At 70.6% G+C, this 23,937-nt stretch carries 18 protein-coding genes; 7 read left to right on the plus strand and 11 right to left on the minus strand.

The window, feature by feature from the left end:
* Positions 1 to 167: 167 nt before the first annotated feature.
* A complete protein-coding gene (locus tag ABTW95_RS06525) occupies positions 168 to 4,079 on the minus strand; it encodes a CHAT domain-containing tetratricopeptide repeat protein (RefSeq protein ID WP_500225226.1) in 3,912 nt (1,303 codons plus the stop codon).
* Positions 4,080 to 4,565: 486 nt separating this feature from the next.
* Between ABTW95_RS06525 and ABTW95_RS06530 the strand changes: the two genes are divergently transcribed.
* The gene (locus ABTW95_RS06530; RefSeq protein WP_500225228.1) at positions 4,566 to 5,525 is read left to right on the plus strand and encodes a hypothetical protein; all 960 of its coding nucleotides are present in this window, start codon (positions 4,566 to 4,568) and stop codon (positions 5,523 to 5,525) included.
* Here ABTW95_RS06530 and ABTW95_RS06535 read toward each other — a convergent pair.
* Positions 5,522 to 6,211 (minus strand): TetR/AcrR family transcriptional regulator, encoded by a 690-nt coding sequence (locus ABTW95_RS06535; protein WP_396454072.1) that lies wholly within the window; start codon positions 6,209 to 6,211, stop codon positions 5,522 to 5,524. The genes ABTW95_RS06530 and ABTW95_RS06535 overlap by 4 nt on opposite strands.
* 170 nt (positions 6,212 to 6,381) lie before the next feature.
* Between ABTW95_RS06535 and ABTW95_RS06540 the strand changes: the two genes are divergently transcribed.
* Positions 6,382 to 7,620 carry an oxygenase MpaB family protein gene (locus tag ABTW95_RS06540; RefSeq protein WP_396454073.1) on the plus strand — a complete coding sequence of 413 codons (1,239 nt, stop codon included), beginning with the start codon at positions 6,382 to 6,384 and terminating at the stop codon, positions 7,618 to 7,620.
* Between the two features lie 463 nt (positions 7,621 to 8,083).
* Here the strand turns inward: ABTW95_RS06540 and ABTW95_RS06545 are convergent, their stop codons facing one another.
* Together ABTW95_RS06545 and ABTW95_RS06550 are read right to left on the minus strand one after the other, a co-directional pair.
* A complete protein-coding gene (locus tag ABTW95_RS06545; protein ID WP_500225233.1) occupies positions 8,084 to 8,422 on the minus strand; it encodes a HEAT repeat domain-containing protein in 339 nt (112 codons plus the stop codon).
* A gap of 29 nt (positions 8,423 to 8,451) precedes the next feature.
* On the minus strand, positions 8,452 to 9,297 hold the full coding sequence (locus ABTW95_RS06550; RefSeq protein ID WP_396449008.1) for a helix-turn-helix domain-containing protein: 846 nt from the start codon (positions 9,295 to 9,297) through the stop codon (positions 8,452 to 8,454).
* A gap of 479 nt (positions 9,298 to 9,776) precedes the next feature.
* Between ABTW95_RS06550 and ABTW95_RS06555 the strand changes: the two genes are divergently transcribed.
* The gene (locus ABTW95_RS06555; protein ID WP_396449009.1) at positions 9,777 to 10,412 is read left to right on the plus strand and encodes a hypothetical protein; all 636 of its coding nucleotides are present in this window, start codon (positions 9,777 to 9,779) and stop codon (positions 10,410 to 10,412) included.
* Positions 10,413 to 10,557: 145 nt separating this feature from the next.
* Entirely contained in the window at positions 10,558 to 10,809 is a 252-nt protein-coding gene (locus ABTW95_RS06560) for a DUF397 domain-containing protein (RefSeq protein WP_396449010.1), read from the plus strand.
* Positions 10,810 to 10,895: 86 nt separating this feature from the next.
* On the opposite strand, the gene ABTW95_RS06565 is transcribed toward ABTW95_RS06560, so the two are convergent.
* The gene (locus ABTW95_RS06565; RefSeq protein ID WP_500225237.1) at positions 10,896 to 11,546 is read right to left on the minus strand and encodes a lytic polysaccharide monooxygenase auxiliary activity family 9 protein; all 651 of its coding nucleotides are present in this window, start codon (positions 11,544 to 11,546) and stop codon (positions 10,896 to 10,898) included.
* A gap of 113 nt (positions 11,547 to 11,659) precedes the next feature.
* Positions 11,660 to 12,091, minus strand: coding sequence for a MarR family winged helix-turn-helix transcriptional regulator (locus ABTW95_RS06570; protein ID WP_500225239.1), 432 nt, complete (start codon positions 12,089 to 12,091; stop codon positions 11,660 to 11,662).
* 50 nt (positions 12,092 to 12,141) lie between these two features.
* Between ABTW95_RS06570 and ABTW95_RS06575 the strand changes: the two genes are divergently transcribed.
* The 3 genes from ABTW95_RS06575 (at position 12,142) to ABTW95_RS06585 (ending at position 15,766) form a co-directional block, all read left to right on the plus strand.
* Entirely contained in the window at positions 12,142 to 13,275 is a 1,134-nt protein-coding gene (locus ABTW95_RS06575; RefSeq protein WP_500225244.1) for a substrate-binding domain-containing protein, read from the plus strand.
* Positions 13,276 to 13,364: 89 nt separating this feature from the next.
* On the plus strand, positions 13,365 to 14,762 hold the full coding sequence (locus ABTW95_RS06580; RefSeq protein ID WP_500225246.1) for an APC family permease: 1,398 nt from the start codon (positions 13,365 to 13,367) through the stop codon (positions 14,760 to 14,762).
* Complete coding sequence (locus ABTW95_RS06585; protein WP_396449014.1) at positions 14,759 to 15,766, plus strand: acetamidase/formamidase family protein; 1,008 nt, start codon at positions 14,759 to 14,761, stop codon at positions 15,764 to 15,766. The genes ABTW95_RS06580 and ABTW95_RS06585 overlap by 4 nt, the downstream gene beginning before the upstream one ends.
* Before the next feature lie 99 nt (positions 15,767 to 15,865).
* Here ABTW95_RS06585 and ABTW95_RS06590 read toward each other — a convergent pair whose 3' ends face one another.
* From ABTW95_RS06590 to ABTW95_RS06610, 5 genes are read right to left on the minus strand one after another with little or no spacing between them, the layout of a single operon-like run.
* Positions 15,866 to 16,930: a tellurite resistance/C4-dicarboxylate transporter family protein gene (locus tag ABTW95_RS06590; RefSeq protein ID WP_396449015.1), complete on the minus strand. Its 1,065-nt coding sequence runs from the start codon at positions 16,928 to 16,930 to the stop codon at positions 15,866 to 15,868.
* Between the two features lies 1 nt (position 16,931).
* Positions 16,932 to 17,675, minus strand: coding sequence for a respiratory nitrate reductase subunit gamma (gene narI / locus ABTW95_RS06595; protein ID WP_500225250.1), 744 nt, complete (start codon positions 17,673 to 17,675; stop codon positions 16,932 to 16,934).
* Entirely contained in the window at positions 17,672 to 18,292 is a 621-nt protein-coding gene (narJ, locus tag ABTW95_RS06600; protein WP_396449017.1) for a nitrate reductase molybdenum cofactor assembly chaperone, read from the minus strand. Before narJ ends, narI begins: the two co-directional genes overlap by 4 nt.
* Complete coding sequence (narH, locus tag ABTW95_RS06605; protein WP_396449018.1) at positions 18,289 to 19,917, minus strand: nitrate reductase subunit beta; 1,629 nt, start codon at positions 19,915 to 19,917, stop codon at positions 18,289 to 18,291. Before narH ends, narJ begins: the two co-directional genes overlap by 4 nt.
* Positions 19,917 to 23,642 (minus strand): nitrate reductase subunit alpha, encoded by a 3,726-nt coding sequence (locus ABTW95_RS06610; RefSeq protein WP_500225256.1) that lies wholly within the window; start codon positions 23,640 to 23,642, stop codon positions 19,917 to 19,919. Before ABTW95_RS06610 ends, narH begins: the two co-directional genes overlap by 1 nt.
* Positions 23,643 to 23,937: the final 295 nt, after the last annotated feature.

Raw genomic sequence — 23,937 nt, forward strand, 5'->3', positions numbered from 1 at the left:
AACGGCGACCACTCCGGCCCTTCAAGATCATCAACACAAGCGCGCCGCCCCCAGAGGGCGTCCCCGCACAAAACCCCAGCATGATCGCCCCAAGCCCCTTTCTCACCCACGAGACATCGAGGCGAGCGGCCCCTTTTAAGGTGAAATTCCGATTTTCACATCCCCGGCTAGGCCCCCGCGTGGATGTGCGCGGCCCACAGCGTCGGGGTGATCGGGTAGGTGTCGCGCACGGCACGCACGGCCTGATGCAGGGCGTACGCGGCCCGGTTCGCGTCCAAGGCGCCGTCAGCATCGTGCAGTGCCGCGTAGAAGTCGTCGGCGATGGTCACGGCGCAGGCGTCGTTGATGGGCCACAGCGTGCCGATGACGTGCGGGAAGCCCGCGAGTTGGAACGCGGAGGCCAGGTGGATGGCCTCGTCCAGGAGGTCGGTCCGGGAGGTGAAGGCGGTGCTGCACGCCGAAAGGTAGGCCAGCCGCGCGTCGTCCAGAGACACCGTTTCCAGTGCGGCGACGGTTAGCGGGTCCTCACGGTGGTCGTGCAGCAGAAGCCGGCTGCGCGAGGGATCGACCGGGTCGTTGTGGCCGTGGCAGGCGAAATGCGCGATCGCGCAGGCGGTCAGATTCCGCAGGACGCCGGACTTCGTCGGGACCGGACGATCGGGGCGGGGCGCGTCCTCGTCCGGCTCTTCCAGCAGGACGGGACCAGGCAGGCGAGCGCAGAGCATGTCCACCTCGGCCCGCACGTTGGGCAACTCGCCCTGCCCGGGGGTGGTCGGCATCGCCACGATCAGTGAGCGGTCCACCGGACGAGGCGTGGCCATGGCGCGACGGGCGTGGGCCAACGCGCCGACGGTGGGTGTGTAGGAGGAGACGACCCTGTCCATCACCGCGCGGTGGCCGGGATCGGGGGCAAGGGAGTAGTGGCCGGCGGCATGGATCGGCAGCAGGCTCAACAACCCGCCGGGCGCCCACCACACCCTGGGCCACTCCTGGCCGGACGCGGGCGGACGACGATGGCCCAGCGTGTCCAGGACGGGTTCGGCGGCCGTGTCCCACAGCCAGCCCAGGATCTCCCGGATCTCCGCTTGGGCGGCGGTACGGTCGGCACCGGTGTCGGTGGCGGCGGCCAGCGCCCGGTGGAAGGCGATGATCCGGTCGATCACCTCGTCGTGGGCGAGACGCGGCAACTCCAGCGCGGTGACGCCCGTCCCGGTCAGCAGCAGGGCGTCGCTGCGGCGGCGGCCGATGTTGAAGACCGCTACGGGACCGTCCGCGGCCTGGGCCATCAACTGCTCGGGGGCCGGGGGACGGGCGAAGCCGGCGAAGCCGTCCAGCGCCCGGATCCGAGCCAGCAGCCGGGTCAGCTCGGCAGCCGCGTAGCGCCGGTCCCGCAGCCGCCGCGCGCCGCCTCCGGCGTCGGCGTCCTCGCCGCCCGGTTCGCCGTCACCCGGCTGCGCGGTCGCGGGCGGTCCGGTCGGAGGGCTCAGCGGTTCGGTGGGCCGGTCCAGCAGGTCGCGCAGCCGGACGAACTCCTCGGCCAGTTCCGGGTGGCGTCGCCGCAGGTCGGTCAGGTCGCTGCGGGTGCTCAGCGTCTGGCTCAGCAGGACCGCCCGCGCTCCCTCGAGCGCGCGAAGCGCCCGCACCGGCCGCTCGTCGTCCGGGGCGGCGGGATCGGACAGCACCGCCTCAGCCGCCTCGGCGGCCAGCCCGGCGAACGCGCTGATCGCATACTGCCGGTCGTCCCGTTCCAAGTGGCGCGGGGCGACCTCGGGCAGCAGCCGCACGATGCCCTCCAGCAGATCGGCCGCCTCGGCGGCCCGCGATCCCGCCATGGCCAGCGAAGCGGCCGCACGTCCGGTGTGGACGCGCGTCGTCGGCGCGGCCGTGCGGATCCGGGCCGCCTCCGCGTAGGCCGCCAGGGCGGCTTCCCGGTCGCTCGTGTCACCGGTGCGCCCGAACCTCGTCCTCAGTGCGGTCCCCAGGTTGCTCAACATCGCGGCGCGGTCCGGGTGATCGGTGGGGACGAGCTCCACCGCCTCCTGCGAGACCTGGACGGCGGCGTCCACATCGCTCATGTCCCCGGTGTGCTCGAACCGGGATTCCAGCATGGTGCTCAGGTTGCTCAGCAGCCCGGCACGGTCGGGGTGGTCGGCGGGAGCGGCCTCCACCGCCCGCCGTCCGGCCAGGACGGCGGCGTCGAGATCCCGCCGGTCCCCGGTCCGCTCGCCCCGGGTCTTCAGTGCGTTGCCCAGACTGCTCAAGCGCCAGGTGCGGTCGGGATGATCGGGGGGCGTGGCGTCCGCCGCCTGCCGATAGGCGTCGACGGCGGCATCGAGGTCGTGCGCCTCGCCCGTCCGCTCGAACCGGGCGCTCAGCGCACGCCCCAGGCCGTTCAGGCGCGCGGCCCGATCGGGATGGTCCGCCGGCATGGCGCCCACTGCTTCTCGCGCGACCCGCACGGCGGCTTCCAGGTCATCCCGCGCACCGGTGCGCTCGAATCGGTCCAGCAACGCGCCGCCCAGGTTGCTCAGGCGCCCGGCGCGGTCGCGATGGCCGCCGGGCGTCGCTTCGGCCGCCCGCCGGCAGACGCGGACGGCGGCATCAAGATCGTCCACATCGCCGGTGCGCGCGAACCGGGCACGCAGCAGACCTCCCAGCTGGGTCAGATACAGAGGGTGGGCGGGATACCCCGCCGGTGTGGCGTCCACCGCCTCCCTGGACACCTCGATGGCGGCGTCCAGATCGGCCTGCATCCCTAGGCGCCTGAATCGAGCCCACCGCGCCGCGCCCAGATTGTGCAGGACCTTGGCCCGGTCAGAATGATCGAGGGGGATGTCTGTCCCCGCCCGCTCCTCAACCCTTATGGCCTCGTCCAGGGCGCGCATGTCTCCGGTGCGCGAGTACAGCACGCGCAGCGTGCTTCCGAGGTTGCTGAGCCGGATGGGGAGGTCGGGGTGACCTGCGGGCGTGGCGTCCACCGCCCGCCGGCCGACCTGGACGGCGGCGTCCAGATCGGTAAGAGCATCCGTCCGCTCGAACCGGGCGCGCAGCGCGTTCCCCAGGTTGCTGAGGATCGCGACGCGGTCGGGGTGGTCGGCGGGGACGGCCTCCGCCGCCCTCCGGCCGGTCTCGATGGCGGCGTCCAGATCGTTCGCGTCCCCGGCGTGCTCGAACCTCGACCGCAGTGTGATCGCGAGATCGTTCAGGTGGGCGGCGTAGTCGCGGTGGTCGGCGGGCGTGCTCTCCACCGCCTGGCGGTATGCGTTGACACCGGCGCTCAAATCCGCCCGGTCCCCCGTCCGGTCGAAGCGAGCGCGCAGGAAGTCGCCCAGAATGCTCAGCCGGCCGCCCCGGTCGGGATGGTCGGTTGGCATGGCCTCCACCACCGCTTGGAACGTCTCGATGGCGGCGTCCAGGTCGGCTGGGGCTCCGGCCCGCTTGAAGCGCGTCCACAAGGAGATCCCGAGGAGTCCCAGGGCCACGGCCCGCTCCGGGTGGTCCGCAGAGTGGGCCTCCACGGACTGCCGGCCGGCCAGAACGGCGGCATCCAGGTCGGCCGGATTCCCGTACCGCTCAAACCGAGCGCGCAGCGCGTTCCCCAGGTTGGCCAGGCGCCCGGGGCGGTAAGGGTCGTCGGTGGGAGTCGCGTCCACGATGAGTTGCCAGAGCCGCGCGGCGTCCACCAGGAAGTTCTGTCCGCCGGATCCGGCCAGGTCATTCTGCAGCCAAGCCGTTGCGGTGGAGACCGCCTCGGCCGCCAGAATGGGGAGGAGCGGTTCCGGCACTTTCGTGTTGCCGGTGATGAAACAGGGGAGGAACATCGCGATCGACGCGTCCAGATCCTCCCGGTCCTCTCCTTCGGGCAGAGCGCTGAAGCGGTACCAGTGCAACCAGCCGAGCAGGAACCTGGCATTCAGATCACCCCACAGTGGGTTTTCCTCCTGCTGAAGGGCCTCGGTGAGTTCCCGGACGTCGGCGAGTGCCGGGCCCTCCTCCAGCACCAGCGAGAATTCCCGCGCATCCGAGGCGCGTTTTAAGATCACCCGGATGGCCGCGAGGAGTTCTTCCCATTCCGCCAATGTCTTTCCCTCCCCCGAATCCTGCTGAACAATGACGAGATCAGCCCAGCCCCCGAGGAGAAACGACTTGCCCGAGAATCCTCACAGGTCCGCCGATGAGATCTCCGACGCCCTGGCATGGGTCTGCGCAAGGATAGAGGACATCCGCAGGGATCTGCGCTATGGAGCCGATTCCGGCCAGACCGGCGATCCGGAGCCGCTGAAGCGGGTACTCGATTCGTTCCGCGCGGGATCGGACCTGGCCGACCCGCTGCAAGGGCTTCACCATGCCCTTCTGCGGGTTGGCGACCCTTTGGGGGTGTGGGGGCACGTCCGGCCCCATTCTCGTAGCGTGACCCTAGCGGGGGCCGACAATGGGACGCCCTATGAACCGGTCTACCGATGCCCCACTGGCCGATGTGCGGGCCGCACCCCGGACAACACCACCGAATTCCCTCTCGTCTGCGCCATGACAGGCCGCGAATTGCTTCAGGAGACCCTGTAGACATGGGCGGGTTCCTGGGCGAACTCAGCAAGAAACTCGCCGAACGTTGGCTGACGCTACTGGTGCTTCCCGGCGCGCTCTACCTGGCCGTCGCGGCGATCGCCCGGACGCTGGGCAGGGCGGGCCCGGCCCACGCGCTCGATGTCGGACGGGTCACGGCGCAGGTGACCGCCTGGGCGAAGGACCCCGCCGCCACGACGGCCGGCGGGCAGGTGGTCCTGGTGGCCGGGATTCTGGCCGGCGCCGCCGCAGCCGGGCTGGCCGCCCAGGCGCTGGGATCAGGGGTCGAGCGCCTGGCGCTGGCGTCGGGCTGGCATGGCTGGCCCCGCCCCCTGCGTTCCCTCGCGCAACGGCGTGTCGAGAACCGCCGGAAACGCTGGAAGGACGCCCATGACGACTACCACCGCCTTTACGGTGAGGCCCGCACCGCGCTGAGCGGGGCGCAACCGGATCAGCAGGAGGTGGAGAAGAAGAGGAAGAAACGCCATGCGGCCTTCCGGACCCGCACCCGTATCGCGCTGGAAGAACCGGACAGGCCCACCTGGATGGGCGACCGAGTCCACGCCGTCACCCTCCGGCTGCGCCGCGACCTGAACCTGGACCTGCCGACCGTCTGGCCGGTCCTCTGGCTCCACCTCCCCGACACCGCCCGGTCCGAGATCACCGCCGCCCGCCAAGCCCTGGCCCGCGCCGCAACGCTGGGCGGGTGGGCCGTCCTCTATCTCCTGTTGCTGTGGTGGTGGTGGCCCGCGCTGCCCATCTCCGTAGTGGTGGTGGCCATCGCGTGGCGGCGCACCCGGACGGCCGTCAACGCCTACGCGACCCTGGTCGAGGCGGCCGTCCGCCTCCACGTCCGGGACCTGGCCGAGCAGATCGGGGTGGACCCTGCCGGGAAGCACCTGCCTGCGCTGGGAGACACGCTCACCCACCGGCTGCGCTCCGAGCCGCCCGGCCCGGTCTAGGCGAGGTCAGGCGGGGTCTGGGGTGGGGGCGTGAGCATGGGGACGAGGAAGCGGCGGGCCAGGGCGGCGAGTTGGGCGTCGTCGTCCAGGTCGATGAGGTGGCTCGGGATCGCCAGGAAGGACGCGGAGATCCGGACCATCAGTTCGGCCACGTGGTCGATGTCGAGGTCGTCCGGTACGTTGCCGGCGCGCTGCTCGCGGCGGAGCTGGCCCGCGACGAACTCGCGGACGGTGGCCAGGGTCCGGCCGCCGTCGCTGATCATGGACGGGACGACCAGGTCGGGTTCGGTGGCGATCAGGCCGCCGATCAGGGGGTTGCGCCGGATGGCGCGCAGTGAGCTGACGAAGCCCAGCACCACGCGGTCGGCGACGGTCTCGGCCTGCTGGATGTCGATGAGGAACTGGTCGAAGTACCGGCGGAACTCGCGGCGCACCACGTGTTCGACCAGGGCGTCCTTGGTGGCGAAGCGCCGGTAGACGGTGATGCGGGAGACGCCGGCGCGGCGGGCCACGTCCTCCATGGTGGAGCGCTGGATCCCCATCCGGGAGAACTGCTCGTAGGCCGCGTCGAGGACGCGCGTCCTGGTCTCGTCCCGGTCGTCGATCTGCTCGACGGCGTCGGTGTAGGCGCGTGCGAGCACCGACTCCCGGCCCGGCTCCGCCAGGAAGGACAGCACAGAAACCACGGCTCCTCCTGAGACGACCGATTGTGCACCAATCGTTCACCGCCGTCACGTCAGGTCTTGTGATGACGGACACGTTGTGCTGTCATTGGCGCTGTTACAGATGATACCTCGAAACGGCTCATGTTTCACCGTATCAGCGGAGGTTCCCTCGGCCCCGGAGGAGCGAAGGCATGGAGAGACCCAGCAGGCGGAACGTGCTGGTGGCGGGCGGGACGCTCGGCGCCTTCGGCGCGCTGAGCACCGCGACGCCCGCCTACGCGTGGACGTGGTCCCCGAAGGGATCGGTCGTCGGCTACGGCGAGGGCGCGAACCCGAGGTGGGTGTGGGATCCGGAGTGCGACGAGCTGGTCGCCTCGCTGATCGACGGCGGCGCCGTGCCCGAGGTCAACAAGCTGCTGAAGAAGTGGACCAAGAACGGCCAGGCCCTGCCGAGCGGCCTGCCGTCCGACCTGCGCGCCTTCATGGAACGCGCCCGGGAGCTCCCGTCCTGGGCGGACGAGTCCCAGCTCGCCAAGGCATTCGAGTTCAACGAGAAGCGCGGGCTCTACCTCGGCGTCACCTACGGCTTCGCCAGCGGGATGATGAGCACGGCCATCCCGAAGGAGGCGCGCGCGGTCTACTACTCCAAGGGCGGCGCGGACATGCGGGACCGCATCACCAAGACCGCCAAGCTCGGCTACGACATCGGCACCGAGAAGGCGTTCGACGACGACGGCGAGATGATCGCGACGTGCGTGAAGACGCGTCTGGCCCACTCGGGCGTGCGGCACCTGCTCCCCAAGTCCCCGTACTGGACGAAGGTCGCCGACGAGGAGATCCCGATCAGCCAGGCGGACATGATGGTCACCTGGCACAGCCTGCCGACGACGGTCATGAAGCAGCTGGCCAAGTGGAAGGTGCCGATCCCCGCCGACGAGTCCGCGGCCTTCCTGCACTCCTGGCAGCTGACCGCGCACATGCTCGGCATCAAGGACGAGTACATCCCGAAGTCGTGGGACGAGGCCGACTCCCAGGCCGCGCAGGTCCTGGACCCGATCCTGGCGCCCACCCCCGAGGGCATCAAGCTCGCCGACATGCTCCTCAACCTGGCGTCCTTCATCGACCTCGGCATCCTGAGCAAGCCGATCCTCGGCGCGCTCACCCGCTACGTGCTCGGCGACGAGATCGCCGGCTGGCTGAAGATCCCGCGGGAGCCGGTATGGGACCCGATCTTCGAGAACCTCTGGCCGCCGTTCGTCGCCGTACGTGAGGGCATCCTCGACATCACCGACGCGCCGAAGCAGTTGCGGCAGGTCTACTGGCTGTTCGACGAGATCATCCGTCAGGTGGTCCTGTTCGTCCTGTCCGGGGCGAACTACCCGATCAGCATCTCGATCCCCACCACGAACAACCCGAACTACCCGTCGTGAGGACGTCCTGGTCTCCCCCGATGGCCAGGACGCCGTGAGCCGACTCCGGGCCCGGAATCCGTTGGATTCCGGGCCCGAGGCGTTTCGGTCGAGCGTGTCGACACAACACCCCGGACTATCGCGACATGTGTGACACTTGGGGCAATCGAGGCACCTCCCTGATCATGGCGCTCGGCCGTGAACGGGGACGGTCGCGCCGCACCGGCAAGTGGAAGCTGACGACCACCAAGTACTGCCTGGGCGGACGCGGCCTCTGCAGCAGCTCGAAGGGCGCGAGCGCCAGCTGGACGTTCACCGGCCGCACCGCGGGGCTGATCTTCACGGCATCGACGGCCTGGTCTACCTGCGCCGACAGGCCGGCGGTGCGTCGTCGGCCGCGTGGAGCACCTCTAGCTGGGCGAAGGTGAACCCCGCTCCTCTTCCACCAGGGCACCTTCACCCCGGCCCAGGCCGATCGGCGCGGCTAGGCGATCCAGCCGTCGGCGCGCGCCTGGTCGAGGGCCTGGTCGGCCTCCCGGCTGTCGAGCATCTCCAGCCCGCGCACCGCCCAGAACCGCAGCGACTCGTCCGGGCTCTCCAACTGGCCGCGGAACACGTCCAGCGCCTTCGCGGAGCGGGCCTCGGCCAGCAGCTCCAGAAGCCAGCACCGCAACTCCCGGTCGCGCTCCGCCTCGAACTCGGCGATCAGCTCATCGACATAGGCGTCGGCGTGCTCGCGCAGGAAGTCGAACGCACCCTCCCGCCCCCGCGGATCCGCCCCCCGCATGCCCTGCATCGCCTGATCGAACCGCCGCCGCGACATACCCCGACCCTACGACCCCCCACCGACGCTCAGGCCCCCCAGACCCGCTCGACGGTGCGCTCGATCAGCCTCACCGACTCCGCCGGGCCGAGGCTCCGCCGGGACAGCCAGTCGAAGACCCGCCGGTGCTCGTACGTGACCGTCTCGTCCTGGACGAGGCTCATCGGGTGAATTTCGCTGTGCACAACGGTGGGAAAGACGATCTCGAAGGCGGGCGCGAACTCCAGGAGCGTGAACGCGTGGAGGACCGCGCTGTGGTCGGCCCGCAAAGGCAGTATCCGCAATTCCATATTGGGCAGATCCGCAAGCTCCATCAGCCGCTCGAGTTGCCGCCGCATGATCGTCGCGTCACCGACCAGGTGCAGGAGCACGGCCTCATCCAAGATCACTGACAACCGCAGCGAACGCGGCTCCTGCAGGAGTTCCTGGCGTTTCATGCGAACTTGAAGATCTCGTTCGATGATCGCCGGAGGTGCGGGGACGATCTCCGCCCAGCCTCGGATCACACAGCGCGCGTAATCCTCCGTCTGCAGCAGGCCCGGCACCACCTGCGCCTCATAGGCGAGCGCGAGGTCGGCTTCGTCCTCCAGCGCACAGTACGCGGCCTGGTCCTGCGGCAGGCCGGGGAAGCGCGTCCACCAGCCGGGCCTGGCGGCCTCGCGCGCCAGCGCGAGCAACTCGGTCAGCGCGTGGTCTTCAGCTTGGTAGAGCCGGAGCATGCGCTTGATGTCGGCTTCGCGAACCCCGATTCGCGCCGTCTCGATACGGGAGACCTTGGATGCGGACCAGCGCAGCCTCCGGCCGACCGTCTCGGTGCTGAGACCGCTGTCCTCACGCATGCGGCGCAGCGCGACGCCGAGGCGCCGCCGGCGCACGGACGGAGCTTGAGATGTCGGCACGGCCCACTCTTCTCAAGGACCGCCAGGAATGGCGAAGACCACACCTGGCGACCGGATCTTGAATTGCTCGCCAACCGGTCAACTGTCCCGACGCGAAACCAACGGTGCATGTTGCACTGCAGATATTACCTCAAAACTCGGTGTAGCCGGATGAGAATTTCAGAACGGTGTATCACTCAGAGGATAGATTCCCATGAACGGCCGGGTGCATCAAGCCGTGCATGATGCACGGGTCGTACATGTCGGGCATATTGGGTGCAAGGGGAGTAGGTCGTCGCGGGCTCGCCGGCCCGGGGCGAAGCATCGCGTCGGTGCCCGCGATCGCAATGGCGCGGTATCGGGACATGCCACCTCACCGGTGGCCACGTCTGCGTCGTGGACGACATGTCCGCCGACTGGGGATGGGAGGACCAACCTTGCCCCTCTGCGGCCCCCTTCACCGGAGCATCCTGGCGTTGGACCTGGAGAGCTCGTCGACCCGCACCGATCTGATCAAGGTAGAGCTCAGGAACCAGCTCTACCTGCTGCTGCACCGGGCCATGCGGTCGGCCGGCATCGACGAGCGGCTCTGCGAGCCCATCGAAGATCGCGGCGACGGCGTCCTCGTCCTCGTCCAGCCGACGGACGAGGTGCCGAGGTCGCGTCTGCTGGACCCGTTCATCCCGGTGCTCGCGCGGCAACTGGAGGACTACAACGCCGCGCTGCGGCCCGCCGATCGTCCCGCGCACCGGCTGCGCATGCGCGCGGTCATCCACGCCGGGGACGTACTCCGGGACGACCACGGGCCGTTCGGCGCGGAGATAGACGCCGCCATCCGGCTCCTGGACGCCGAAGCGGTGCGGTCGGCCCTGCGGGGCACCGACGCCCCGCTGGTCCTGGTCGTGTCCCAGCAGATCTATGAGGCCATCGTCATCCATGGATATTCCGGCCTGTGTGCGCAGTCGTATCACCGCGCGGTCGAGGTCAACGTCTGCGGTCTCGCGCGCTACGGCTGGATCCACGTGCCGGACGTCAGCGAAACCGACCCGCTCGCCCACCTCCACGACTTGACGGACGTAACGATTCCGCAAACGGTCTCTCATCAGGTTTGAAACCGGGAGCACTTAGCGCGTCCGTGCGCATTCCTTACGCGGATCCGACATTATTGAGTCCTGCCTGCGGCCGCGCTCTCACCCGACAGCAAGGGGCGAGAGCGCGGTTGTGTTTGGCCACGTCAGAACAAGGTAGGGAACTCTCATGATCATGGCGGACGCCGAATGGCCCGAAGCGCGCACTCGTCCGGCAGGCCCGGACCCGGAGCGGAACTGGCGAAAGAGCCGGTTCTGCGGGGCGAACACCGGTTGCCTTGAGGTGAGTCCTCTCGGTGCCGGGGTGATCGGCGTCCGCGACAGCGTACTCGACGAGTCGAGTCCCGTGATCGCTCTCGACCGGGACGCCATGGCCGGCTTCTTCGGGCGGATCAAGGCGGGGCAGCTCGACCTGAAATAGAACCGATCATCCGTCTGGATGAGAATTGCAGAGGCCCGGAAGTGCCGCGCTGAGCGGTCTTCCGGGCCTCTTGTTGGAAAGGGCGGTCAGCGGAAGTTGACGTCGCTGCAGATGTAGTAGGCCTGGTCCATGTGGGATGCCTGCCAGATCGTGAAGACGACGTGGCGGCCGGTGCGGCCGGGGGCGGTCACGTTGCTGATCACGTAGTTGTTGCTCGGGGCGTAGCGGCCGGTCTGGCGGACGAGTTCCAGGTCGCTCCAGCGCAGCGGCTGCGTGAGGGCGTCGTAGCCCTGGCGGGTCACGTAGACCAGGAAGTAGTCGGCGCCGTGGCTGGCCTGGTCGTACAGGTTGATGGTGAAGGTGTTGCCGACGTCGGTCGTCTTCCATGGGCCCACCGCGTCCATGGAGCGGTAGCGGGCGCCTTCGGTGAGGCCGCCGCTGCACAGGTGGCCGTCAGGGACGGCGGCCTGGTGGTCGCCGCCGACGTTGTTGCGGTAGAGGCCGTTCCAGTTCCACATGGCGTTGGGGTTGTCCTGCCACGCCTGCCAGCACATCGGGTCTTCCTGCTGCATGGCGGGGTTCTGGAAGTCGTCGCCCCAGCGGTCCCAGCAGCCGTAGTTGCGGGAGGCGGGGTTGATGACCGAGCCGTGGGCGGACGCGGTGCCGACCCACGGGAGCGGGAGGAGCAGCGCCGTGAGGAGGAGCGTGAGGGCACGGCGTGTTCGGGGGTGTCGCATCGCGCGTTCTCCGTTCCGGTAGCGGGGTTGCCGGACTGGAAGCGCTTCCAGAGGAAGGCTAACCCGGCGCGCGACAGCGAGTCATGCCGGCTGTGAAAGCTTTCACGGGAAGATCAGCGGAGGTTCGTCCAGAGGCGGGAGAGCAGGGCGGACAGGTCCTCGACGACCTCCCGGCCGTGCGTCGCGGCGAGGGTGCGCTCGTGGGCCTCGGCCAGGGCGTCGAGGCGTTTCAGCTTGTCGCGGCCCAGGTCGGAGACGTGCACCGAGACGCGGCGGCGGTCGCGGGTGGAGTGGGAGCGGTAGAGGCAGGCGGAGTCGACCAGGCCGTCCACCAGGCGGGTGAGAGTGGGGTGCGGGATCTCGACGACGGCCGCCAGCTCGCCCATCGACATGTCGTCGGCGTCGGCGAGGGCGCGCAGCACCCGCCACTGCTCGACGGTCGCGTCCTCCTCCTCGAGGGCGGCGCCCAGGTCGCGGGCCAGGGCTCGCTGGGCGCGGGTCAGGAGGTCGACGAGTCCGGCGCGCGTGTCCTGCTGCTCTACCACGTGCGCCTCCCCTGTTCGGCCGTCGGTCCAAAGAGCATACTTGCCACGTCATGAGCGATTCGGTGGTGCGGGACGGCACGGAGCTGCTGGTCACCGGGCCGGACGCCGGGGTGCTCCGGCTGGGGCTGCTGCTGCCGCTGTCGGGGCCGCTCGGCCTGACCGGGCCGTCCGGGCTGAGCGCCGCCCGGCTCGCCGCGATCGAGGTCAACGCGGCGGGCGGGGCCGCGGGCCGGGCCGTCGAGCTGGTGCCGGTGGACGCCGGGCGCCGGCCGGACGCGGTGGCCGCCGAGGCACGTTTCCTCGCCGACGCCGGACTCGTCCAGGCGTTCGTCGGGTTCCACACGAGCGACGTCCACCGGGCTCTGGAGGCGGCGCTCGGGGGCCGGGTGCCGTACGTTTTCACGCCGCCGCACGAGGGCGGGCCGAGACGGGCCGGTGTGGTGCTGCTCGGCGACTCGCCGGGGCGGCAGCTCGGGCCCGCGATGCACTGGCTGTGCGAACGGCTCGGGCTGCGGCGGTGGGCGCTGGTCGGCAACGACTACATCTGGCCGCGGTCGGTGCACCGGGTGGCGTCGCGGCTGGTCCCGTCGCTCGGCGGCGAGGTGGTGCTGGACCGGCTCGTCCCGTTCCCGCTGGCCGCCGGGGACGATCCGGAGGCGGGCTTCGAGGAGCTGGTCAGCGCGCTGGTGCGGGCGGGCACGGAGGCGATCCTGCTCAGCCTGGTCGGACGGGACCTGGCCGTGTTCAACCGGGTGTTCTCCGCGTCGCGGCCGGCGTCCCGGGTGGTGCGGCTGTCGGGGGCGCTGGAGGAGAACGTCCTGCTGGCCGCCGGCGGCGACGAGACCGGGGAGCTGTACTCGGCGATGCGGTCGTTCGCCGGGCAGGGCGACGAGCGGCGGATCGCCCTGGCGGAGCGCTACCGGGCCGCGTTCGGCGAGGGCGCGCCCGTGCTCGACACCTACGCGGAGGGCTGCTACGACGGCGTGCACCTGGTGGCGGCGCTCTCCGCCGCTGACCGGCTGAGCGTCCGCGAAGGGCGGGCCGCGGCGGCGCGGCTGCTGGCCGGCGAGGGCGACCGGCTGACCCGGCTGGCCTGGTCGGCGGCGCCGCTCGGCCCGCCGCGCGCGGATTCCTACCTGGCGCGGGCGGACGGCCTGGACCTCACCGTGATCGCCCGGCTGTAAGCCTTTCCGGCTGAAATCTTTTCATTTGAAAAGAAACGCTCTAGGGTCGCTGACGGCGCGGAGGCCCGGCCCCGCGCGGAGGAGGGACCATGAGCGTCGAGGCGGCGAAACCGCAGGGCATCGAGCAGTACGGCTACAAGCAGGAGCTGAAGCGCTCGCTCGGCTTCCGGGACCTGGTGGTCTACGGGCTGATCTTCATGGTGCCGATCGCGCCGTTCGGCATCTTCGGCAGCGTGTTCCAGGGCGCGGGCGGCATGGTCGCGCTCGCCTACGCCATCGGCATGCTGGTCATGCTGTTCACCGCCGCGTCGTACGCGCAGATGTCGCGGGCGTTCCCGATGGCCGGCTCCGTCTACACCTACGCGGGACGCGGTATCGCGGCGCCGGTCGGCTTCCTGTCCGGCTGGATGATCCTGCTCGACTACGTCCTGGTGCCGGGCCTGCTGTACCTGATCGCGAGCGTGGCGATGAACTCGCTGGTGCCCGCCGTCCCGGTGTGGCTGTGGCTCGTCGGGTTCGTGGTGCTCAACACGGTGGTCAACTTCTTCGGCATCGAGATGACCGCGCGGATCAACCGCATCATGCTGCTCGCCGAACTCGCCGTCCTGGCGGTCTTCCTGGTGGTGGGCGTGGTGGCGCTGGCGCAGGGCGAGGGCGACGGCGGCGGCTTCACCCCGATCTACAACGGCGACACGTTCTCGTGGGGCCTGGTGTTCGGCGCGGTGTCGATCGCCGTGCTGAGCTTCCTCGGCTTCGACGGGATCTCGACGCTGGCGGAGGAGAACCGCGAGTCCGCCCGCGCCATCGGACGGTCGATGGTCGCCGCGCTCGTCCTGGTCGGCCTGCTGTTCATCGTCCAGACGTGGGTGGCGTCGCTGCTGGTGCCGGACGCCGACGGGCTGATCAAGGACGGCGACCCCGACGGCACCGCCTTCTACGATGCCGCCCGGGTGGCGGGCGGCGCCTGGCTCGCCAAGCTGACCGCGCTGGCCACCGCGATCGCGTGGGGATTCGCCAACTCCCTCGTGGCGCAGGCGGCCACGTCCCGGCTGCTGTACGCCATGGCGCGCGACCGGCAGCTGCCCCGGTTCCTCGCCAAGGTGCACCCGAAGCGGCGCGTCCCCGTCAACGCGACGCTGCTGGTCGCGGCCGTCTCCCTCGCCCTCGGCCTCTACATGGCCGAGCGCGACGACGGCATCACCCTGCTCAGCTCCCTGATCAACTTCGGCGCGATGACGGCCTTCCTGACGCTGCACGTGTCGGTCGTCGTGCACTACGTGGTGCGCTCGGGCAGCCGGGACTGGTGGCGGCACCTGGTCGCCCCGGCCATCGGCTTCCTCATCCTCGGGTACGTGGTGATCAACGCGAAGGTCGCCGCGCAGAAGCTGGCGTTCGTGTGGCTGGCCATCGGGGTGGCCGTCCTGATCGCGCTGCTCGCGACGCACCGGCGCCCGGCCCTGGCCGGCATCGAAGAGGAGGACGAATGACGCTCAACGTGGTCTCGCTGGAATCCGAGCCCGGCTACGCCTTCGGCGGGCGGGAGGCGGCCCTCACCGTCGCCCCCGGCACCGTGGTCGAGCTGGCCACCGAGGACTGCTTCGGCGGCGCGGTGAAAGGGGTGGGCGACCTGCCGAGCCAGGTGTGCACCTTCCCCTACCTCAACCCCGTGACCGGCCCCATCGCCGTCGAGGGCGCCGAGCCCGGCGACGCGGTCGCGGTGCACTTCGCGGACATCCGTCCCGCCCGCGACTGGGCGGTGTCCACCACGTTCCCGCACTTCGGGGCGCTGACCGCGACGCACGCGACGGCGATGCTGCATCCGGCGCTGGAGGAGCGGGTCTGGCTGTACGACGTCGACGCCGAACGCGGCGTCTGCCGCTTCAACGCCCGCAACAGCGACCTCTCCATCGAGCTGCCGCTGGACCCGATGCACGGCACCGTAGGCGTCGCCCCCGCCGCCAACGAGGTGATCATGAGCATCACCCCCGGCGCGCACGGCGGCAACATGGACACCCCGGAGATGCGGGCGGGCACGACGGCCTACTTCCCGGTCAACGTGCCGGGCGGGCTGATCTCGCTGGGGGACGGCCACTGCCGCCAGGGCGAGGGCGAGGTCTGCGGGACGGCGGTCGAGGCGGCGATGAACACCGTCGTGGTCGTGGACCTCGTCAAGGGCGCCGCTCCCCCGTGGCCCCGCCTTGAGGACGACGCGTACCTGATGTCGACGGGCTCGGCCCGCCCCCTGGAGGACGCCTTCCGGATCAGCCAGCACGACCTGATCACCTGGACGTCCTCCCTCCTCGGCCTGGACGAGCTGGACGCCTACCAGCTCGTCAGCCAGGCGGGCCTGGCCCCGGCGGGCAACGTCGTCGACACGAACTACACGATCCTCGCCAAGCTCCCCAAGACCGCCCTGCCGGGGGTGTCGGCCTACGACGGCGTCCACGCCCGCCTCCGCGAGACCGCCGCCGCCTACCTCGCGCAGCGCTGAAACCAAGCCGGCGAGGTCAGGGGAGGATGTGGCGCTCGCAGGCGGCGGCCACCGCCGGGCCGGCGTGCGCGGACGCCACCCGAGCCGCTGGTCCCGGCATCAGCCGGCCGGTTGATGCCGGGGCAGCCCCAGCGTCCGCACCAGGTGGACGAGCATCGCGGCGAAGGTGACCGCCCAGACGGCCAGGGCGACCCAGGTCTCGTACCTGCCGATGCCCTCGACGATCGGGAGGCGGTCGGCGACGCCGAGGTACTGGCCGGCGACGCCGTACATGCCGAGCGGGAAGACGACGCTCCACAGGGTCGCCTCGTAGCGGAGCGGGACGCGGTGGGTGACGTGCCGCCACCAGCCGGCCGCGACCAGCGGGAGGATCAGCCAGCTGCCGAACGCCCAGAACACGACGGACGTCCCGGCGATGAGGCCGCGGGTGGCGTTCACCATCGGCGCGTCGGCCATCTCCACGATGCGGGCGCCGGCCACCACGGTGATCGCGGTGGCGCCCATGGCGACCCAGTACGGCGGGGTCAGGTCCACCGGGCGCAGCGGGTAGATGAGCAGCCGCGCGGCGACGAAGACGCCGGCGGCGGCGTACAGGATCGCGCCGACCGACCAGGAGCAGACGGCGAGCAGCGCGAGCTCGCGGCGGCCGGGGTCCACCACCGGCTCCAGGATGGCGGCGAGCACCGCGACCGACTGGCTGGCCACGACCCAGATGAACCAGGTGCCGTTGGCCCCCGCCACGACGGGGCGGTCCTCGCGGCCGAGCACCGCGGTCCAGGGCACGACGTAGCCGAGGACGAGCCAGGCGAGGCAGCCGACGATCAGCAGCCCGAGCGCGACGCCGTGCTGCCCGGTCACCGCGATCCGGGTGCCGAGGACGTCGGTGCCGGCGACGAAGGTGAAGAACCCGAACCCGCGGCGCGGGTCGGTGAAGTCGGCGCGCAGCTCGGCGGGGAAGGCGATCGCCCGCCACACCGTCGCCGCGACGAGGACGGCGTAGCAGACGATCGCCGTCCACAGCATGAGGTCGGACAGCAGGGTCAGCCCGTTGGTGTGCACGCCGATGGAGACGATGCAGGTCCCCATGACGAGAGCGAAGTATCCGGGATTGAGCGTCGCTACGGCCTGTTTTACGGCGTCCAAGCGATGTGGCTGGGTGGTCACATCAGTACGGTACGCCGATCTTGCGCCACTTCCGGCCGCCGGTCCCCGGTTCGCGGGGCGGCGCGGCGCGGCGGTCGCGGTAGACGACGTAGGGCCGCCACAGGTACCACAGCGGGTAGCTCCACGCGTGGACGAGCCGGCTGAACGGCCACACCGCGAAGATCATCCAGGCGGCGGTGGCGTGCACCTGGTACATCACCGGCGCGGCGGCGATCGCCCGGTAGTCGGGGGTGCCGGCGAACAGGCTGCGGAACCACGGGGACACGGTGGTGCGGTAGTCGTAGCCGTGCCCGAACTGCTGGACGCCGAGCGTCAGGTAGATGCCGAGGACGCTGATGATGCCGAGCAGGATCAGCGCGAGGTAGTCGACCCCGCTGGTGGTGGCGCGCACCCGCGGCACGCCCATCCGGCGGAAGATCAGGATGGCGGCGCCGATGAGCACGCCGATCGCCGCGACCGATCCGGCGATGCCGGAGAACAGCGTGTAGGCGCGCTCGGGGATGCCGAGCCACTCGGTGAACGACTTCGGGATGAGGATGCCGATGACGTGCCCGGCGATGGCGGCGAACGTGGCGTAGTGGAACAGCGGCGCGCCCCATTTGAGGAGCCGGCGCTCCTGCAGCTGGGTGGAGCGGCTCGTCCAGCCGAACTGGTCGTAGCGCCAGCGCCAGATGTGCCCGACCACGAAGACGATCAGCGACGCGTAGGGCAGGATGATCCACCACCACAGGTCCCAGTTGGTCATCGGCGTCCTCCCGCCCCGGTTCCGTCCAGGTACCCCGGCGGGGCGAACGGTTCGAGCCCCACCTCCTCGTCCGGCGGGCCCTTCTCCCACGCGTGCCGCACCACGGCGAGGTCGCGGCGGGTGAGCCGCGGCAGTCCCGCGCAAACCGCGTCGACGACGCCGGCGTAGGGGGTGCCCGCCTCATGCAGGGCCTTGCGCAGCAGTTCCAGGTCGGCGCGGTGCCGCCGCAGCAGCTTCTCGCCGGCCGGGGTGAGCGCCGCGAAGTCGAGGACGAGGGGCAGGTAATCCGGCAGTTCCTCGTCGGACGGCTGGAACCCCGCGACGCGGTACGCGGTCTTGAACGCCAGCATCGCCATGCCGCGCTTGCGGGTGTCGCCGTACCGGTAGTAGGTGAGGTAGAGCGCGCAGCGGCGCCGCAGGTCGAACGTCTCGACGTAGTGCTGCGCGACCTCGCCGGACGGGGTGGCGCCCAGCCAGCCGAGGAACCGCGCGAACGCCTCCCGGGACGCCTTCGGCCCGGTGCCGGACGCGGCGGCGCCGAGCTGGTCGAGCCCCTCGAACAGCGCCTCCGTCGGGTACTGCAGCAGCACCGACGCCAGCTTGTAGGGGCCGCTCACGTCGCGCCCCCTTCGGGGAAGAGGTGGGGCGCGTCGCCGCGGCCGTCCCAGCCGAGCAGGTTGAAGTGCGTCCTGCCGTCGTCGCCGCGGAACGTGCCGGCGCCGCCGCGGACCTCGCCCGGATGGAAGCTCTCAACGCTCGGCGGGCCGTTCCCGCCCATGCCGGGGCCGCCCTCGGTGTCGAGGCTGCAGAACAGCTGCTCGTGCTGGGCCATGAGCCGCCCGGCGTCCTCGGCGTGCGCCTTCGGGACGACGTAGCGCTCCTCGTACTTGGCGATGGCGAGCAGCCGGTACAGGTCGTCGAGCTCCTCCGGGGTGGAGCCGACCGACGCGGGCAGGTCCTCGCCGAGGTCGCGGCCGAGCTGCGCCGCGCGCTGGACGGCGCGGACGGCGGCGAGCTTGCGCAGCACGTCCCGGACTGTCTCGGCCTTCCCCGCGGTGAACAGGTTGGCGAGGTACTCGATGGGGATGCGCAGCTCGTCGATGGTGGCGAACACCCGGTCGGGGTCGTCGGCGTCGTAGCCGGCGGAGTGCGCGACGTCCGCGACCGGGGACAGCGGCGGGATGTACCAGACCATCGGCAGCGTCCGGTACTCCGGGTGCAGCGGCAGCGCCACCCGGTGCCGGACGGCGAGCGAGTAGACCGGGGAGCGCTTGGCCGCCTCGATCCAGTCGGCGGGGATGCCCGCCTCGGCCGCCTCCCGCTGCACCTCCGGATCGAAGGGGTCGAGGAACACCGACAGCTGCGCCTCGTAGAGGTCCTGCTCGTCGGGCGTGGCGGCGGCCTCGGTGACCTTGTCGGCGTCGTAGAGGAAGAGGCCCAGGTAGCGGAGCCGGCCGACGCACGTCTCGGAGCAGATGGTCGGCTGCCCGGCCTCGATGCGCGGGAAGCAGAGCGTGCACTTCTCCGCCTTGCCGGTGCGGTGGTTGAAGTACACCTTCTTGTACGGGCAGCCGGACACGCAGAACCGCCAGCCGCGGCAGCGGTCCTGGTCGACGAGCACGATGCCGTCCTCCGCCCGCTTGTACATCGCGCCGGACGGGCAGGACGCGACGCACGACGGGTTGAGGCAGTGCTCGCAGATGCGCGGCAGGTAGAACATGAACACCTGCTCGAACTCCATCTTGACCCGGTCCTCGATCCCGGCGAGGTCGGGGTCGTCGACCGCGTGCTCGGGCGCGCCCGCGAGGTCGTCGTCCCAGTTGCTGCCCCACTTCAGGTTCATGTCGCGGCCGGTGAGCGCCGAGATGGAGTGCGCGCTCGGGTTCGGCGTGCCGAGCGGGGCGTGGATGACCGTCTGGTAGTCGTAGGTCCACGGGTCGCCGTAGTCGTCGATGGACGGCAGGTTCGGGTTGTAGAAGATGGCGAGCAGCTTGCTGAGCCGCCCGCCGGCCTTGAGCTGGAGCCGGCCCTTGCGGTCGAGCGTCCAGCCGCCCTTCCACTGCTCCTGGTCCTCGTACCGGCGCGGGTAGCCGAGGCCGGGCTTGGTCTCGACATTGTTGAAGTACACGTACTCGGTGCCCGGGCGGTTGGTCCAGGTCTGCTTGCAGGTGACCGAGCAGGTATGGCAGCCGATGCACTTGTCGAGGTTCATCACCATCGCCATCTGCGCCATCGGCCGCATCAGAACTGCACCTCCTGGGAGCGCTTGCGGATCACGGCGACCTCGTCCCGCTGGTTGCCGGTCGGGCCGTAGTAGTTGAACGCGTAGCTGAACTGGCCGTAGCCGCCGATCAGATGGGTCGGCTTGATCACCAGGCGGGTCAGCGAGTTGTCGGAGCCGCCGTGCCAGCCGGACAGCTCCGACTTCGGCGTCATCAGGTGCCGGTCCATCGCGTGGTACATGAAGACCGTGCCGCGCGGCATCCGGTGCGTGACGACCGCCCGGCAGGCCACCACGCCGTTGCGGTTGTACGCCTCGATCCAGTCGTTGTCCCGGACGTCGATCTTCGCGGCGTCGGCCGGGCTCATCCAGATGACCGGGCCGCCGCGGAACAGCCGCAGCATGTGCAGGTTGTCCTGGTACTCCGAGTGGATCGACCACTTCGAGTGCGGGGTGAGGTACCGGACGGTGACCTCCGGCCGGCCCTCCTCCCGGACGCCCAGCTCACCGGAGAAGTGCCGGACGTAGCTCAGCGGCGGCCGGTAGGTCGGCAGCGCCTCGCCGTACTCGTGCATCCAGTCGTGGTCGAGGAAGAAGTGCATCCGCCCGGTGAGCGTGTGCCAGGGCTTCTTCCGCTCGACGTTGACGGTGAACGGCGAGTATCTCCGTCCGCCCGACTCGCTGCCCGACCACTCCGGGCTGGTGATGACCGCGCGCGGCTGCACCTGGGTGTCGGTGAACGAGATGTGCTCGCCGGAGCGCTCCTCGGCGAGGTCGGCGAGGTCCATCCCGGTCCGCTCTTCGAGCGCCTCCCAGCCCTGCAGCGCGACACGTCCGTTCGTGGTGCCCGACAGCGCCAGGATCGCCTCGGCGAGATGCACGTCCCTGGCCAGGGACGGACGGCCGTCCCCGACCCCGCCGCGCACGACGCCGTTGGCCTCGCGCAGGTACTCGACCGCGCCCGCCGGCTTCCACGTGACGCCCTTGTTGGACGTCCCGAGCGTGTCGACCAGCGGGCCGAGCGCGGCCATCTTCGCCGCGACCGCCGTGTAGTCGCGCTCGATCGTCACGAGCTTAGGCATGGTCACGCCGGGGACCGGTTCGCACTCGCCCGCCCTCCAGTCCAGGACCCGGCCGCCCGGCTGCGCCGTCTCGTCCGGGGTGTCGTGCATCAGCGGCACCGGGAGCACGTCGGTGCGGGTGCCGAGGTGGACGGCGGCGAGCCTGGAGAACTCCTCGGCGATGAGCCGGAACGCGTCGAAGTCGGTGCGCGACTCCCACGGCGGCGCGATCGCCGGGTTGAACGAGTGCACGAACGGATGCATGTCCGTGCTGGACAGGTCGTGCTTCTCGTACCAGGTGGCCGCCGGCAGGACGATGTCGGCGTACGTGCACGAACTCGTCATCCGGAAGTCGATGGTGGTGAGCAGGTCGAGCTTGCCGCGCGGCGCCTCGTCCCGCCAGGCCACCTCGGCGGGGCGCAGGCCGGGCGGCGACTCCTCGGCCCGGACGGCGTCGTCGGTGCCGAGCAGGTGCCGCATGAAGTACTCCATGCCCTTGCCCGAGGAGCCGAGGACGTTGGCCCGCCAGATCGTCATCACCCGCGGCCAGTTCCGCGGCGCGTCCGGGTCCTCGCAGGCGAACCCGAGCCGGCCGGACTTCAGCTCGTCCACGACGTGGTCGGCGACGGGCCGCCCCGCCCGCTCGGCCTCGTCGGCGAGGTCGAGCGGGTTCCGGTCGAACCCCGGATGCGACGGCGTCCAGCCGAGCCGGGACGCCTGCGCCACGCAGTCGGCGAACGTCCGCCCCCGGAACAGGCCGCGGCCGAGCGGGCCGGCCATCTCGCCGGGTCCGAACGTCTCGTACCGCCACTGGTCGGTGTGCAGGTAGAAGAACGAGGTGCCGGTCATGTGCCGGGTGGGGCGCTGCCAGTCCAGCGCGAACGCCGCCTGCTGCCAGCCGGTCAGCGGGCGCACCTTCTCCTGCCCCACGTAGTGCGCCCAGCCGCCGCCGTTCACGCCCTGGCAGCCGCACAGCATCGTCAGCGTGAAGAACGCCCGGTAGATCTGGTCGGAGTGGTACCAGTGGTTCGTCCCGCCGCCCATGCAGATCATCGACCGGCCGCGCGACAGTTCGGCGTTGCGGGCGAACTCCCGCGCCACCCGGATCGCGGCCGCCGCCGGGACGGAGGTGATCTCCTCCTGCCAGGCGGGCGTGTTCGGCTGCGCGGCGTCGCCGTACCCGTCCGGCCAGTCGCCGGGCAGCCCGTCGCGCGGCACCGCGTACTGCGCCATCAGCAGGTCGAACACCGTCGTCACGAGCCGTCCGCCGACCCGCGTCGCCGGCACGCCCCGGCGGACGACCGCCCCGCCCTCGGTCTCGCCGATGTCGAAGCGCGGCAGGTCGACCGGCACCGCGTCCTCGTGCCGCCCGTACAGGGTCAGCAGCGGGTCGACCTCGCCCAGCTCCAGGTTCCACTTCCCCATCCCCGACTCGGTGTAGCGGAACCCCAGCGACCCGTTGGGCGCGACCGGCTCGCCGGTGCGGGCGTCGAGCAGCACGGGCTTGTGCGCGGCGCCCTCGCCGGCGTCCCCGAGCTCGGCGGCGGTGAGGAACCGGCCCGGGCGGACGGCTTCGCCGTGCTCCTCCAGCGTCACGAGGAACGGCAGGTCGGTGTAGGTCTTGACGTACTCGGTGAAGTACGGCACCTGCCGGTCGCGGAAGAACTCGGTCAGCACCACGTGGCCCATCGCCATCGCCAGCGCGCCGTCCGTGCCGGGCGCCGCCGCGAGCCAGTCGTCGGCGAACTTGGTGTGGTCGGAGTAGTCGGGCGAGACGACCACGACCTTCTGCCCCCGGTAGCGGGCCTCCGTCATGAAGTGCGCGTCCGGGGTCCGCGTGATGGGCAGGTTGGTGCCCCAGATGACCAGGTACGACGAGTTCCACCAGTCGCCGGACTCCGGCACGTCGGTCTGGTCCCCGAACACCTGCGGCGACGCGATCGGCAGGTCGGCGTACCAGTCGTAGAACGACAGGATCGTCCCGCCGATCATCGACAGGAAGCGCGTCCCGGCCGCATACGACACCATCGACATGGCCGGAATGGGGGTGAACCCGACCACCCGGTCGGGCCCGTACTCCTTGACCGTGTGCACGTGCGCGGCCGCGATCATCTCGGTGACCTCCGGCCACGACGACCGGACGAACCCGCCCTTGCCGCGCGCGGTCTTGTACGCGGCGGTCTTCTCGGGGTCGCCGGTGATCTCCGCCCAGGCGGCCACCGGGTCGGCGTGCCGCTGCCGCGCCTCCCGCCACAGCGTCAGCAGCGGACTCCGCACATACGGGTACCGCACCCGCGACGGCGAGTAGGTGTACCAGGAGAACGACGCCCCGCGCGGGCAGCCGCGCGGCTCGTACTCCGGCGAGTCGGGGCCGACCGACGGGTAGTCGGTCTGCTGGGTCTCCCAGGTGATGATGCCGTCCTTGACGTACACCTTCCACGAGCACGACCCGGTGCAGTTCACCCCATGGGTGGACCGCACCTCCTTGTCGTGCCGCCAGCGCTCCCGGTAGAACTCCTCGGCCCCGCGCCCGCCCCGCCGGTTCAGCATGCGGTAGTCGTCCGACGGCTTGCCGGGGACGAAGAACTGCGCCTGCCGCAGGAGGCTCTCGACGGGCTCCCCTTTCGGCAGCAGCGGTGCCAGCAATCTCCGGGGCCGCTCCCCGTCCTGCGTCACCGATGACATGCCACCACCTCGCCTCACGGATCCCGGAGCGCGTGCGCGATCACAACTACCCGGGCCGGAACACCCCCAACCACCGAGCCGCCATTCATACGAAACCTCGATGTAAAAATGCCCGCCCCAGCACCATCCCCAGCACCCGCGCGGGCTGCTCGGTCACCGTCAAGTCCGGGGCCGCCCGGCGGCCCGCACCTCGCGGGCCCTCCGTCAGCTCGGGCTCGACTCTGGTGTGCATAGTCACAGTGGCCTCGGTGCGGCCTGGATCATGGCGTTGGTGCGCTTTTGTCGCTAGCTTCGA

This window comes from Spirillospora sp. NPDC127506, from assembly GCF_040302145.1.
Classification (GTDB): Bacteria; Actinomycetota; Actinomycetes; order Streptosporangiales; family Streptosporangiaceae; genus Spirillospora.